Annotated in this window: 12 protein-coding genes; all 12 read left to right on the forward strand. The window is 69.5% G+C overall.

Annotation, left to right across the window (positions count from 1 at the left end; translation table 11 throughout):
* Nucleotides 1-193 precede the first annotated feature (193 nt).
* The 12 genes from thrB (at nt 194) to atpB (ending at nt 13,446) form a co-directional block, all read left to right on the forward strand.
* Nucleotides 194-1,123 (forward strand): homoserine kinase, encoded by a 930-nt coding sequence (gene thrB, locus K4B79_RS13775; RefSeq protein WP_232026941.1) that lies wholly within the window; start codon nt 194-196, stop codon nt 1,121-1,123.
* A gap of 408 nt (nt 1,124-1,531) precedes the next feature.
* Complete coding sequence (gene rho, locus K4B79_RS13780; protein WP_232026811.1) at nt 1,532-3,607, forward strand: transcription termination factor Rho; 2,076 nt, start codon at nt 1,532-1,534, stop codon at nt 3,605-3,607.
* A gap of 319 nt (nt 3,608-3,926) precedes the next feature.
* The gene (locus K4B79_RS13785) at nt 3,927-5,060 is read left to right on the forward strand and encodes an LCP family protein (RefSeq protein ID WP_232026812.1); all 1,134 of its coding nucleotides are present in this window, start codon (nt 3,927-3,929) and stop codon (nt 5,058-5,060) included.
* A 138-nt stretch (nt 5,061-5,198) separates the two neighbouring features.
* Nucleotides 5,199-5,417 (forward strand): 50S ribosomal protein L31, encoded by a 219-nt coding sequence (rpmE, locus tag K4B79_RS13790; protein ID WP_232026813.1) that lies wholly within the window; start codon nt 5,199-5,201, stop codon nt 5,415-5,417.
* A 101-nt stretch (nt 5,418-5,518) separates the two neighbouring features.
* Nucleotides 5,519-6,595, forward strand: coding sequence for a peptide chain release factor 1 (prfA, locus tag K4B79_RS13795; RefSeq protein WP_232026814.1), 1,077 nt, complete (start codon nt 5,519-5,521; stop codon nt 6,593-6,595).
* Between the two features lie 81 nt (nt 6,596-6,676).
* Nucleotides 6,677-7,516 (forward strand): peptide chain release factor N(5)-glutamine methyltransferase, encoded by an 840-nt coding sequence (gene prmC, locus K4B79_RS13800; RefSeq protein ID WP_232026942.1) that lies wholly within the window; start codon nt 6,677-6,679, stop codon nt 7,514-7,516.
* Between the two features lie 52 nt (nt 7,517-7,568).
* The gene (locus K4B79_RS13805) at nt 7,569-8,216 is read left to right on the forward strand and encodes an L-threonylcarbamoyladenylate synthase (RefSeq protein ID WP_067439688.1); all 648 of its coding nucleotides are present in this window, start codon (nt 7,569-7,571) and stop codon (nt 8,214-8,216) included.
* Nucleotides 8,213-8,884 carry an arsenate reductase/protein-tyrosine-phosphatase family protein gene (locus K4B79_RS13810; protein ID WP_232026815.1) on the forward strand — a complete coding sequence of 224 codons (672 nt, stop codon included), beginning with the start codon at nt 8,213-8,215 and terminating at the stop codon, nt 8,882-8,884. Before K4B79_RS13805 ends, K4B79_RS13810 begins: the two co-directional genes overlap by 4 nt.
* Before the next feature lie 70 nt (nt 8,885-8,954).
* The gene (glyA, locus tag K4B79_RS13815; protein ID WP_232026816.1) at nt 8,955-10,196 is read left to right on the forward strand and encodes a serine hydroxymethyltransferase; all 1,242 of its coding nucleotides are present in this window, start codon (nt 8,955-8,957) and stop codon (nt 10,194-10,196) included.
* A gap of 129 nt (nt 10,197-10,325) precedes the next feature.
* Nucleotides 10,326-11,669, forward strand: coding sequence for an MraY family glycosyltransferase (locus K4B79_RS13820; RefSeq protein ID WP_232026817.1), 1,344 nt, complete (start codon nt 10,326-10,328; stop codon nt 11,667-11,669).
* A 310-nt stretch (nt 11,670-11,979) separates the two neighbouring features.
* Nucleotides 11,980-12,393 carry a hypothetical protein gene (locus tag K4B79_RS13825; protein ID WP_232026943.1) on the forward strand — a complete coding sequence of 138 codons (414 nt, stop codon included), beginning with the start codon at nt 11,980-11,982 and terminating at the stop codon, nt 12,391-12,393.
* 225 nt (nt 12,394-12,618) lie between these two features.
* Nucleotides 12,619-13,446, forward strand: a complete 828-nt coding sequence (gene atpB / locus K4B79_RS13830; RefSeq protein ID WP_232026818.1) for a F0F1 ATP synthase subunit A — start codon at nt 12,619-12,621, stop codon at nt 13,444-13,446.
* Nucleotides 13,447-13,470: the final 24 nt, after the last annotated feature.

The following is a 13,470-nucleotide window of genomic DNA, read 5'->3' on the forward strand; positions in this document are numbered from 1 at the left end:
ACGACACGCATCGTGCGCCTCCTGTGCGCCCTATGTCGCCACAGAACCTTCCTTCGATAGGCTGTACCGAACCCGCCCGCTGCATATGCCCTCGCGTACAGCGGGTCCCGCGCCGTCTCCGCGGCCCGCAGGGTCTTCGTACGTCATCGAAATGTCTTCGACAATCACGCAGCTCAAGGAGAGTCTTCGAGCGATGGCCGGTCCCGCCTTCCGCGCCGCCGCCGTCCGGGTGCGCGTCCCCGCCACCAGCGCCAACCTCGGTCCGGGCTTCGACGCCCTCGGCCTGTCGCTGGGGCTCTACGACGACGTGGTCGTCCGGGTGGCCGACTCCGGGCTGCACATCGACATCGCGGGTGAGGGCAGCGAGACGCTCCCGCGTGACGAGAACCACCTTCTCGTACGGTCCCTGCGCACCGCCTTCGATCTGCTGGGCGGACAGCCGCGCGGCCTGGAGATCGTCTGCGCCAACCGCATTCCGCACGGCCGGGGCCTGGGCTCCTCCTCGGCCGCCATCTGCGCCGGCATCGTCGCCGCGCGCGCCGTGACCATAGGCGGCGACTCCCGGCTCGACGACACGGCCCTGCTGGAACTGGCCACCGAGATCGAGGGACACCCCGACAACGTGGCGGCCTGTCTGCTCGGCGGCTTCACGCTCTCCTGGATGGAGTCCGGAGCGGCGCGCGCGATCAGGATGGAGCCCGACGATTCCATCGTTCCGGTGGTTTTCGTGCCCGGTAAGCCGGTCCTGACGGAGACCGCGCGCGGTCTGCTCCCGCGCTCCGTGCCGCACGTCGACGCCGCCACCAACGCGGGCCGGGCGGCCCTGCTCGTCGAGGCCCTGACCAGGCGCCCCGAGCTGCTGCTGCCCGCCACCGAGGACCGGCTCCACCAGGAGTACCGTGCCCCGGCCATGCCGGAGAGCGCGGCACTGGTGGAGCGGCTGCGGGCCGACGGAGTCCCGGCAGTGATCTCCGGCGCGGGACCGACGGTCCTCGCGCTGGCCGACGTCGAGAGCGCCGACAAGGTGGCTCACCTGGCGGGCGAGGGCTGGGCGGCGAACCGTCTGGATCTCGATGCCCACGGCGCCAGCGTGCTGCCTCTGGCGACCGCCAGTGAGACGTAGAACCCGGCGGTTGCCGGAATTCGAGAGGGGGAATGTTTGTTGGATCCGGTAGTGTTAACCTCAAGTCTGCACCCGACCCCACCATGGCGAGGTGCTTCACGTCCCCGTCCGGGACAGACATCCTTCCGGGAGCCTCCCAAGCCGCACTGTGTTCCGTACGTCGTACGCGGGCAGTACCTCGTACGCGGGCACTGAGCGACTTGCCGGGCACGCTCCGGAACCGGTGCGACCAAACCACGTGACACAGACACTCGGTGCCACGGTTTCGGGAAGCGCCGTCACCACATTCCTCCGCCAATCCGGCGGACCACCGCCCCGGCACGGTCCACACAGCAAGGACCGAAGCCGGACAGCACAACCGGTCGCCGAGCCAGACAGGCCGACGTCCGCTCCAGGGAAGGACCCTTCGTGAGCGACACCACCGATCTGATGGGCGCACGTGTCGAGGAGACCGCTGCCGCGCCCGCCACGGACGCCTCCGCGCCTGCCAGCGGTGCCGGCTCCCGGCGGCGCCGCGGTACCGGCCTTGAGGGCATGGTGCTGGCCGAGCTGCAGCAGGTCGCCTCCGGCCTCGGTATCAGGGGCACCGCGCGGATGCGCAAGAGCCAGCTGATCGAGGTCATCAAGGAGGCGCAGGCGGGAGGTGGCGCCCCGGCCGCGAAGGCCGCGACCGCCTCCGCCGGGGGCGACACCGAGACCAAGCCGAAGCGCCGCGCCACCTCCAAGGCCCGTACCGGCGACGACGCCGCTCCCGCCGCCGAGAAGAAGGCGGCGAAGGCCGAGGCCCCCGCCGAGAAGGCCGTGGCCCAGCAGCAGATCGAGATCCCCGGTCAGCCGGCCGGGGGCCCCTCCCGCGCGAACGACGCCGAGCGCGGGGGCGACGACGCCCCCGCGGAGCGCCGTCGCCGTCGTGCCACCGCCGACGCCGGTGCCCCCTCGGGCAGCGCCGAGACCATCGTCGCCGAGGCGAAGAGCGAGCCGAAGGCCGAGACGCCCGCGCAGGCGCAGCAGGGCGACGCCGGTGACGGCGAGGGCCGTGGCCGCCGCGACCGCCGGGACCGCGACCGTGGTCGTGACCGCGGCGACCGGGGTGACCGCGGTGACCGTCGCAAGGGCGACGACCAGCAGGCCCAGGGCGGCCGCCAGGACCGTCAGGACCGCCAGCAGAACCAGCAGCAGGGCGGCGGCCGTCAGGACCGCCAGGACCGTCAGCGGGACAACGGTCCGCAGGACGACGACGACTTCGAGGGCGGCCGGCGCGGCCGTCGCGGCCGGTACCGGGACCGTCGGGGCCGTCGTGGCCGCGACGACATGGGTACGGCCGAGCCGCAGCTCGCCGAGGACGACGTCCTGATCCCCGTCGCGGGCATCCTCGACATCCTCGACAACTACGCCTTCATCCGTACGTCGGGCTACCTGCCCGGTCCCAACGACGTGTACGTCTCCCTCGCCCAGGTCCGCAAGAACGGCCTGCGCAAGGGCGACCACGTCACCGGTGCCGTGCGCCAGCCCAAGGAAGGCGAGCGGCGCGAGAAGTTCAACGCGCTGGTGCGTCTGGACTCCGTCAACGGCATGGCGCCCGAACACGGCCGCGGCCGCCCGGAGTTCAACAAGCTCACCCCGCTCTACCCGCAGGACCGCCTCCGTCTGGAGACGGACCCGGGCATCCTGACCACCCGCATCATCGACCTCGTGTCGCCGATCGGTAAGGGTCAGCGAGGGCTGATCGTGGCCCCGCCGAAGACCGGCAAGACCATGATCATGCAGGCGATCGCCAACGCGATCACCCACAACAGCCCCGAGTGCCACCTGATGGTCGTCCTCGTCGACGAGCGTCCGGAAGAGGTCACCGACATGCAGCGGTCGGTGAAGGGCGAGGTCATCTCCTCGACCTTCGACCGCCCGGCCGAGGACCACACCACCGTCGCCGAGCTGGCCATCGAGCGCGCCAAGCGCCTCGTGGAGCTGGGTCACGACGTGGTCGTCCTGCTGGACTCCATCACCCGTCTGGGCCGCGCGTACAACCTCGCGGCGCCCGCCTCCGGCCGCATCCTGTCCGGTGGTGTCGACTCGACCGCGCTGTACCCGCCGAAGCGCTTCTTCGGCGCCGCGCGCAACATCGAGGACGGCGGCTCGCTGACCATCCTGGCCACCGCGCTGGTCGAGACCGGCTCGCGCATGGACGAGGTGATCTTCGAGGAGTTCAAGGGCACCGGCAACATGGAGCTCAAGCTCGACCGGAAGCTCTCCGACAAGCGCATCTTCCCCGCGGTGGACGTGGACGCGTCCAGCACCCGCAAGGAGGAGATCCTGCTCGGCGGCGAGGAGCTGGCGGTCGTCTGGAAGCTGCGCCGGGTGCTGCACGCGCTCGACCAGCAGCAGGCGATCGAGCTGCTCCTCGACAAGATGAAGCAGACGAAGTCGAACGGCGAGTTCCTGATGCAGATCCAGAAGACGACGCCGACGCCGGGCAACGGCGACTGAGGCCGAGCCTGACAGAAGGGCCGTTCCCGCTCCGGGGGCGGCCCTTCTGCTGTGCCGGGCGAGATCTTTGCCACAGGGATCTTCGATGTGGCCGAATTCGATCGGTACGGCTCCTTCGGGTGAAAGCGCAGGTGAGCGGTGTTCGTCCGGAAGCGTCCGCTACGCGCTGTGGCTGTCGATGCACAGGGCGGTCACAGCGCGTTGTGCAACCCTTTGCCGAGTTTCGCCGTCTGACCAGGCGGAGCGACGATGGTGCGGTGACGACCACGCCTGACCCTGAAAGCAGGGGGTAACCGACCGGACGAGATTCGAGGAGCACATGTCCGCCGAGAGCACGCCGGAGTCCGGCATACCGGACGAGGCCGGCACCACAGGGCGCCACCGCGCCAAGGGCAGCCGCCGCAAACCCCGCGGCAGGCGCAAGGGCCTTCTGATCATGGCCTGGACCGCCGCGGGCATCGCCGTGCTGGGCGGCACCGGCGCCGGGTACCTGTACTTCAAGCTCAACGGCAACATCAAGAGCGTCGACATCGACTCGGCCCTCGGCACCGACCGGCCGACCAAGGTCGACAACGGCTCGGAGAACATCCTCGTCCTCGGCTCGGACACCCGCTCCGGCTCCAACAAGAAGCTGGGCGGCGGCGTCGACGACGGCAGCGCCCGCTCCGACACCGCGATGATCGTGCACGTCTACGAGGGCCACAAGAAGGCCAGCGTGGTCTCCGTCCCGCGCGACACCATCATCGACCGGCCCGAGTGCACCGACACCAAGGGCGTCACGCACGACGCCGCGTCGGGCGTGATGTTCAACTCCGCGTACTCGACCGGCGGTGCCGCCTGCGCGGTGAAGACCGTCGAGACGCTCAGCGGCATCCGCATGGACCACTATCTCGAGGTCGACTTCAGCGGCTTCGAGAAGATCATCGACGAGCTCGGCGGCGTCCAGGTCACCACGACCAAGAACATCAAGGACCCCGACAGCCACCTGAACCTCAAGGCCGGCACCCACACCCTCGACGGCGAGCAGGCCCTCGGCCTGGTCCGCACCCGGCACGGCGTCGGCGACGGCTCCGACCTCGGCCGTATCCAGCTCCAGCAGGCCTTCATCAAGGCGCTGATCAACCAGGTCAAGCACGTCGACCTGTTCGGCGACCCCACCAAGCTCTACGACCTGGCCAACACCGCCACCAAGGCCGTCACCACCGACTCCGACCTCGGCTCGGTCAACAAGCTCATGTCCTTCGCCACCGGCCTCAAGGGCATCAGCGCCGCCAACATGCACATGGTCACCATGCCGGTGCAGTACGACCCGGCCGACCCCAACCGCGTCATCGTCGAGGAGCCCAAGGCCCAGCAGGTCTGGACGGCCCTGAAGAACGACCGGGCGATCCCGAGGAGCGCCACCGAGGGCACGGCCAAGGGCGACGCCGGCGGCGTCGTGAGCGCCGGCTAGCGGCGCCGGGGAATACCAGACGCGTACCCCCCGTTTTGGGGGATGGCCCCAGTCCTGGCAGACTGGTACGTCGGCTCCGGTTCACGCCTCCGCATCCCGCGGCTGCGACCCGGCGCCCTCCCGAAACTAGGAGACACCTTGAAGCGCGACATCCACCCCGCGTACGTCGAGACGCAGGTCAGCTGCACCTGCGGCGCGTCGTTCACCACCCGCAGCACCATCGAGTCCGGTTCCATCCGTGCCGATGTCTGCTCCGAGTGCCACCCGTTCTACACGGGCAAGCAGAAGATCCTCGACACCGGTGGCCGTGTGGCCCGCTTCGAGGCCCGCTTCGGCAAGGCTGCTGCCAAGAAGTAGCGAGCCACCAGCGCCGGTCCACGCCGCACTCCTCGGAGTGCGCCGGGACCGGCGTTTTTGGTCGCCCGCCTTCCCTTTCGTCCGCAGTACAGGAGCCCAAGATGTTCGAGGCCGTCGAGGAACTCGTCGGTGAGCACGCCGACCTGGAGAAGAAGCTCGCCGACCCGTCGGTCCACGCCGACCAGGCCAACGCGCGCAAGCTCAACAAGCGGTACGCCGAGCTCACCCCGATCGTCGCCACCTACCGCTCCTGGAAGCAGACCGGCGACGACATCGAGACCGGGCGCGAGTACGCCGCCGTCGACCCCGACTTCGCCGCCGAGGTCAAGGAGCTGGAGAAGCAGCGCGAGGAGCTGACCGAGAAGCTGCGCCTGCTCCTGGTCCCGCGTGACCCGAGCGACGACAAGGACGTCATCCTGGAGATCAAGGCGGGCGCGGGCGGCGACGAGTCCGCCCTGTTCGCCGGAGACCTGCTGCGCATGTACCTGCGGTACGCCGAGCGCGTCGGCTGGAAGACCGAGATCATCGACGCCACCGAGTCCGAGCTGGGCGGCTACAAGGACGTCCAGGTCGCCGTGAAGACCAAGGGCGGCCAGGGCGCCACGGAGCCCGGACAGGGCGTGTGGGCCCGGCTGAAGTACGAGGGCGGCGTGCACCGCGTGCAGCGCGTCCCGGCGACCGAGTCCCAGGGCCGTATCCACACCTCCGCGGCCGGTGTCCTCGTCACCCCCGAGGCGGAGGAGGTCGACGTCGAGATCAACCCCAACGACCTCCGCATCGACGTCTACCGCTCCTCCGGACCCGGCGGGCAGTCCGTCAACACCACCGACTCCGCGGTGCGCATCACGCACATTCCCACCGGAGTCGTCGCTTCCTGCCAGAACGAGAAGAGCCAGCTGCAGAACAAGGAGCAGGCGATGCGTATCCTGCGCTCCAGGCTGCTCGCCGCGGCGCAGGAGGAGGCGGAGCGGGAAGCCGCCGACGCCCGCCGCAGCCAGGTCCGCACGGTCGACCGCTCCGAGAAGATCCGTACGTACAACTTCCCGGAGAACCGCCTCTCGGACCACCGCGTCGGCTTCAAGGCGTACAACCTGGACCAGGTCCTGGACGGCGACCTCGACGCGGTGATCCAGGCATGCGTCGACGCGGACTCCGCGGCGAAGCTGGCAGCCGCGTAAGAGGCGTACCCACGACCGAGTACGACACGGAGGACTTGCGTGCAGCCATCATTTGGGGGACGACCCCCAAACCCCCGCGGCCTGCTGCTCGCAGAGGTGGCCCAGGCCACCCAGCGACTGGCCGACGCCGGCGTGCCCTCGCCGCGCAACGACGCGGAGGAGCTCGCCGCGTTCGTGCACGGCGTGAAGCGGGGCGAGCTGCACTCCGTGAAGGACTCCGACTTCGACGCCCGGTACTGGGAGGTCATCGCCCGGCGCGAGCAGCGTGAACCGCTCCAGCACATCACCGGGCGGGCCTTCTTCCGGTACCTGGAACTCCAGGTCGGCCCCGGGGTGTTCGTCCCGCGTCCGGAGACCGAGTCCGTGGTCGGCTGGGCCATAGACGCCGTACGCGCCATGGACGTCGTCGAGCCGTGCATCGTCGATCTGTGCACCGGCTCCGGCGCCATCGCGCTCGCCCTCGCCCAGGAGGTCCCGCGCTCCCGGGTGCACGCCGTGGAGCTGTCCGAGGACGCCCTGGCGTGGACCCGCAAGAACATGGAGGGGTCCAGGGTCGACCTGCGGCAGGGCAACGCCCTGGACGCCTTCCCCGACCTCGACGGCCAGGTCGACCTGGTCATCTCCAACCCGCCGTACATCCCGCTCACCGAGTGGGAGTACGTCGCTCCCGAGGCGCGGGACTACGACCCCGAACTCGCCCTGTTCTCCGGCGAGGACGGCCTCGACCTGATCCGCGGTATCGAGCGCACCGCCCACCGGCTGCTGCGCCCGGGCGGTGTCGTCGTCATCGAGCACGCCGACACCCAGGGCGGCCAGGTGCCGTGGATCTTCACCGAGGCACGGGGCTGGGCCGACGCGGCCGACCACCCCGACCTCAACAACCGCCCGCGCTTCGCCACGGCCCGCAAGGCGCTGCCGTGAGCTGCGCACCCACTCTTTCCCGGAAGTACGTGTACGAGGAGGCCCGCTAGACATGGCTCGGCGATACGACACCAATGACGCGACCGACCGCACGACCGGTCTGCGCGAAGCCGCGTCCGCCGTCCGCCGTGGCGAGCTCGTGGTGCTGCCGACCGACACGGTGTACGGCATCGGCGCCGACGCGTTCTCCTCGGAAGCGGTGCAGGACCTGCTGGAGGCCAAGGGCCGGGGCCGCAACATGCCCACCCCCGTCCTGATCGGCTCCCCGAACACCCTCCACGGTCTCGTCACGGACTTCTCCGAGCTGGCCTGGGAGCTGGTCGACGCCTTCTGGCCGGGCGCGCTCACGCTGGTCGCCAAGCACCAGCCGTCCCTCCAGTGGGACCTGGGGGACACCCGTGGCACCGTCGCCGTGCGCATGCCGCTGCACCCGGTCGCCATCGAGCTGCTGACCGAGGTCGGCCCGATGGCCGTCTCCTCCGCCAACCTGACGGGCCACCCGGCGCCGGAGGACTGCGACGCCGCGCAGGAGATGCTCGGCGACTCGGTCTCGGTGTACCTGGACGGCGGCCCGACCCCGGGCATCGTGCCGTCCTCGATCGTCGACGTCACCCGCGAGGTGCCGCTGCTGCTGCGTGAGGGCGCGCTCACCGCCGACGAGCTCAGGAAGGTCGTACCCGACCTCGAGGTGGCGAATTGACGGCCCCTGACGCGGGGCGTGGCATATGGGACGGGGAAGAGACGCGGACCTTCACGGGTCTGCCGCGTGACACCTTCCGGATCCTCCACGTCAGCACCGGCAACGTGTGCCGCTCACCGATCACCGAGCGGCTGACCCGCCATGCCCTGGCGGACCGGCTCGGCGATCCGCTGTGGGGCGGGCTGGTCGTGGAGAGCGCCGGTACCTGGGGGCACGAGGGCGCGCCCATGGAGGCCAACGCGGAGACCGTGCTGGCCGACTTCGGCGCGGACGCCACCGGCTTCACCGGCCGTGAACTCCTCGACGAGCACGTCATCATGGCCGACCTCGTGCTCACCGCCACCCGCGACCACCGCGCCCAGGTCATCTCCATGGGCCACTCGGCGGGCCTGCGCACCTTCACGCTGAAGGAGTTCACCCGCCTGGTGAAGGCGATAGACCCCGCGACCCTGCCGCCCCTGGAGGACGGCATGGTGGCCCGCGCCCGGGCCCTGGTCCGCGCCGCGGCAGCTCTACGCGGGTGGCTCCTGGCCCCGACGGCCGAGGCCGACGAGGTCTTCGACCCCTACGGAGCCCCGCTGACCTTCTTCCGGTCGATCGGCGACGAGATAAACCAGGCGATCGACCCGGTCGTCACGGCCCTCACCGGAGTACCCGCGAGGACGTGACAACCGAGCACCCCACGCGCCCCGGGCCTACATTGGTGGGTACGTCACTGTCGACGCTCCGGAGTCCACCATGTCGGTCACCCATGCCCCCGAGACCGCCGACGTCCTGCTGCGGCAGGATCCCGAGCTGGCCGAGATCCTGCTCGGGGAGCTCGACCGGCAGTCGACGACGCTCCAGCTGATCGCCGCCGAGAACTTCTGCTCGCCGGCCGTGCTGGCCGCGCTCGGATCGCCGCTGGCCAACAAGTACGCGGAGGGCTATCCGGGGGCCCGGCACCACGGCGGCTGCGAGATCGTGGACGTCGCCGAGCGGACCGCCGTGGAGCGGGCGAAGGCCCTGTTCGGGGCCGAGCACGCCAACGTGCAGCCGCACTCCGGCTCCTCCGCCGTCCTCGCCGCCTACGCGGCCCTGCTGCGCCCCGGCGACACCGTCCTCGCCCTCGGCCTGCCCTACGGCGGCCACCTCACGCACGGCTCGCCCGCGAACTTCTCCGGCCGCTGGTTCGACTTCGTCGGCTACGGCGTGGACGCGGAGACCGGGCTCATCGACCACGAGCAGGTGCGCACCCTGGCCCGCACGCACCGCCCCAAGGCGATCGTGTGCGGGTCCATCGCCTATCCCCGCCACATCGACCACGCCTTCTTCCGGGAGGTCGCCGACGAGGTCGGCGCCTATCTCATCGCCGACGCCGCCCACCCCATCGGGCTCGTCGCCGGGGGAGCGGCGCCCAGTCCGGTGCCGTACGCCGATGTGGTGTGCGCCACCACCCACAAGGTGCTGCGGGGCCCGCGCGGCGGCATGATCCTGTGCGGCGCCGATCTGGCGGAGCGGGTGGACCGGGCCGTCTTCCCGTTCACCCAGGGCGGTGCCCAGATGCACACCATCGCCGCCAAGGCCGTCGCGTTCGGCGAGGCGGCGACCCCGGCCTTCGCGGCGTACGCCCATCAGGTGGTCGCCAACGCGCGCGTGCTGGCCGCGGGGCTGGCCGCACAAGGGTTCGTCGTCACCACCGGCGGGACCGACACCCACCTGGTGACGGCCGATCCGGCACCGCTCGGCGTCGACGGACGCACCGCGCGGGGGCGGCTCGCGGCGGCGGGGATCGTCCTGGACTGCTGCGCCCTGCCGCACGCGGACCTGCGGGGACTCAGGCTGGGCACGGCGGCGGTGACCACGCAGGGCATGGGTGAGGCGGAGATGGCGCGGATCGCCGTACTGCTCGCGGGGGTCCTCAAGGGTGAGGCCGAGAGCCAGAAAACGCGTGAAGAAGTGCGGGAGCTGGTCGGCGGATTTCCGCCGTATCCGGGCTGAGCGGGGGTAGGCGCACGTGCGTACACAGCCACACGTGCAACCATCGTCGCTACCCGGAAGTCCCCAACCATATGCGCGCATCGCTAGGGTGTGGGGCTGAGATGGCCAGCGAGACCTGTGGGGAAGCCTGTGCGTGAATACCTGCTGACGCTCTGCATCACGGCCGCGGTGACGTATCTGCTGACAGGGCCGGTACGGAAGTTCGCGATCGTGGCCGGAGCGATGCCGGAGATCAGGGCCCGTGACGTGCACCGGGAACCGACTCCGCGGCTCGGCGGTATCGCCATGTTCTTCGGACTGTGCGCCGGCCTGCTGGTCGCGGACCACCTGGCCAACCTCAACGAGGTCTTCGCCAAGTCGAACGAGCCCAGGGCGCTGCTGAGCGGGGCCGCGCTGATCTGGCTGATCGGTGTCCTGGACGACAAGTTCGAGATCGACGCCCTGATCAAGCTGGGCGGCCAGATGATCGCCGCCGGCGTCATGGTCATGCAGGGTCTGACGATCCTGTGGCTGCCCGTCCCGGGCGTCGGCTCGGTCGCGCTGACCCAGTGGCAGGGCACCCTGCTCACCGTCGCGCTCGTCGTCATCACCATCAACGCGGTGAACTTCGTCGACGGCCTGGACGGCCTCGCGGCCGGCATGGTCTGCATCGCCTCGGCCGCGTTCTTCCTGTACGCCTACCGCGTCTGGGTGTCGTACGGCATCGAGGCCGCCGCCCCGGCGACGCTGTTCTCGGCGATCCTGATGGGCATGTGCCTGGGCTTCCTGCCGCACAACATGCACCCCGCGCGGATCTTCATGGGCGACTCGGGCTCGATGCTCATCGGCCTGGTGCTGGCCGCGGGCGCCATCTCCATCACCGGGCAGGTCGACCCGGACGCGCTGAAGCTGTTCGCGGGGTCCGAGCAGGCGGCCGTGCACCAGACGGTCCCCGTCTACATCCCGCTGCTGCTGCCGCTGACCATCATCGCGGTGCCCACCGCCGACCTGGTGCTGGCGATCGTGCGCCGGACCTGGAAGGGCCAGTCGCCGTTCGCCGCCGACCGCGGCCACCTGCACCACCGGCTGCTGGAGATCGGGCACTCGCACAGCCGCGCGGTGCTGATCATGTACTTCTGGTCGGCGCTGATCGCCTTCGGGGCGCTGGCGTACTCGGTGAACTCGGCGTCCATGTGGATCGTGCTCGGGGTGGTCTTCCTCAGCGCGATCGGGCTGATCCTGCTTCTGCTGCCGCGCTTCACCCCGCGTGCCCCGCGCTGGGCCGAGCACATCGTGCCGCCGCGCTACCGTCGCCGCAGGGCCGTAGCGGAAGCCGGGACGGCGCCGGCGGAGCAGGCCGCCCAGGACGGTGCGCCGGTCGAGGAGGAACGCCGTACCCCGGTCGTGGTCGGAGTGGCGGGAGTCAACGGGGCGACCGCTCTCGGCGCCCGGTCGCACCACCCGGACCGGCGTAAGGCCGGGACGTCCCACTGACGGCCAAGGTAAGAATCTGACTAAAGCATTGCCAACGCGTGGGGGTCGGGTGAGCGCGCAAACGCTCCCAATACCAGACAAGACGGCCGCGTTTCTGCACAGACGCGCAGATTCACTCTCATGTGTGACAGCTAGCACACCCGGTAGGTAAAGACCGCATCAAATAGTTTGTGATACGGTTCACGAGAACCCGGGACAGAGCCGAAGGACCGCAGTGCGACGGTTCCTTGGCGTGAGGTTCACACTCCACCCGGGTCTACGCTCGTCCATGACGACACCCCTGCCCCCCTGCGAAAGCGGAGTTGCCGCCATGCCGTCCAACGACGTCCGGATCCTGCTCCAGGCCGCTGTGCCCACAGCTGCCGTCGGCGCCATCGCCGCCGTCGTCAGTGGTGTGGTCGTCGGTGGCAAGGGGGCGATCGGGGCGGTCGTCGCGACGCTGGTCGTGATCCTCTTCATGGGGCTCGGTCTCTACATTCTCCAGCGCACCGCCAAATCGCTTCCGCACCTTTTCCAGGCGATGGGGCTCATGCTCTACGGGGCGCAGATCCTGCTGCTCTTCATCTTCATGGCCGCGTTCAAGAACACCACGCTCTTCCATCCCAGGGCCTTCGCGTTCACGCTGGTCGCCGGCACCCTCGCATGGATCGCCGCGCAGACCCGTGCGCACATGAAGTCCAAGATCCTCTACGTCGAGCCCGAAAAATCGGGGCACTCGTCGTGAGGGGTAGGGCCGGGATAAAGGCGTGTGAGATCTCCTGCTATCGTCCGGTGCCAACTGCGGCATCGCGGGCGCGGGCATCCGAGCTGACGCCTGCTCAATCGCGAGGCGAGATGCCCAAGAGCCGCCCCCACATCCGAAACACCAGTCCCGTGCCGAACCGCGGCTGCATGTCGCGCCGACACAACGAGGTTGCCGTACCTATGCGCCACGCTGAAGGAGCCCGCGGTGAGTGCTGACCCGACGCAGGTGCTCGCCTTCGACACCAACTGCCACCTGTTCGACGGGTGTGGCTTCGCGGAAGTGTCGCCCGGCCTGCACTCGTTCCTGTTCCAGCCCCTGATGGGTGACGGGGACAGCAACCTGTACTTCAACAAGACGATGCTGCTGGCGCTCCTCGGCTCGGTCATCATCGTCGGATTCTTCTGGGCCGCCTTCCGCAGGCCGCAGGTCGTGCCCGGCAAGCTCCAGATGGTCGCCGAGGCGGGTTACGACTTCATCCGGCGCGGTGTCGTCTACGAGACGATCGGCAAGAAGGAGGGCGAGAAGTACGTACCGCTCGTCGTCTCCCTCTTCTTCTTCGTCTGGATGCTGAACCTGTGGTCGATCGTTCCGGTCGCCCAGTTCCCGGTCACCTCGATCATTTCCTACCCGCTGGTCCTGGCGCTGATCGTCTACATCCTCTGGGTGTCCCTGACGTTCAAGCGGCACGGCTTCGTCGGCTTCTGGAAGAACGTCACCGGCTACGACAAGTCGCTCGGCGCGGTGCTGCCGCTGGCCATGCTGATCGAGCTCTTCTCGAACCTGCTGATCCGGCCCTTCACCCACGCCGTCCGACTCTTCGCGAACATGTTCGCCGGCCACACCCTGCTGCTGCTCTTCACGATCGCCAGCTGGTACATGCTGAACGGCGCCGGCATCGCCTACGCGGGTGTCTCGTTCGTGATGGTCATCGTGATGACCGCCTTCGAGTTGTTCATCCAGGCTCTGCAGGCGTACGTCTTCGTCCTGCTGACGTGCACCTACATTCAGGGTGCTCTGGCCGAGCACCACTGATCAGGCGCACCTCCGACCCCAATT

The sequence above is a fragment of the Streptomyces lincolnensis genome (assembly GCF_021173675.1).
Classification (GTDB): domain Bacteria; phylum Actinomycetota; class Actinomycetes; order Streptomycetales; family Streptomycetaceae; genus Streptomyces; species Streptomyces lincolnensis_B.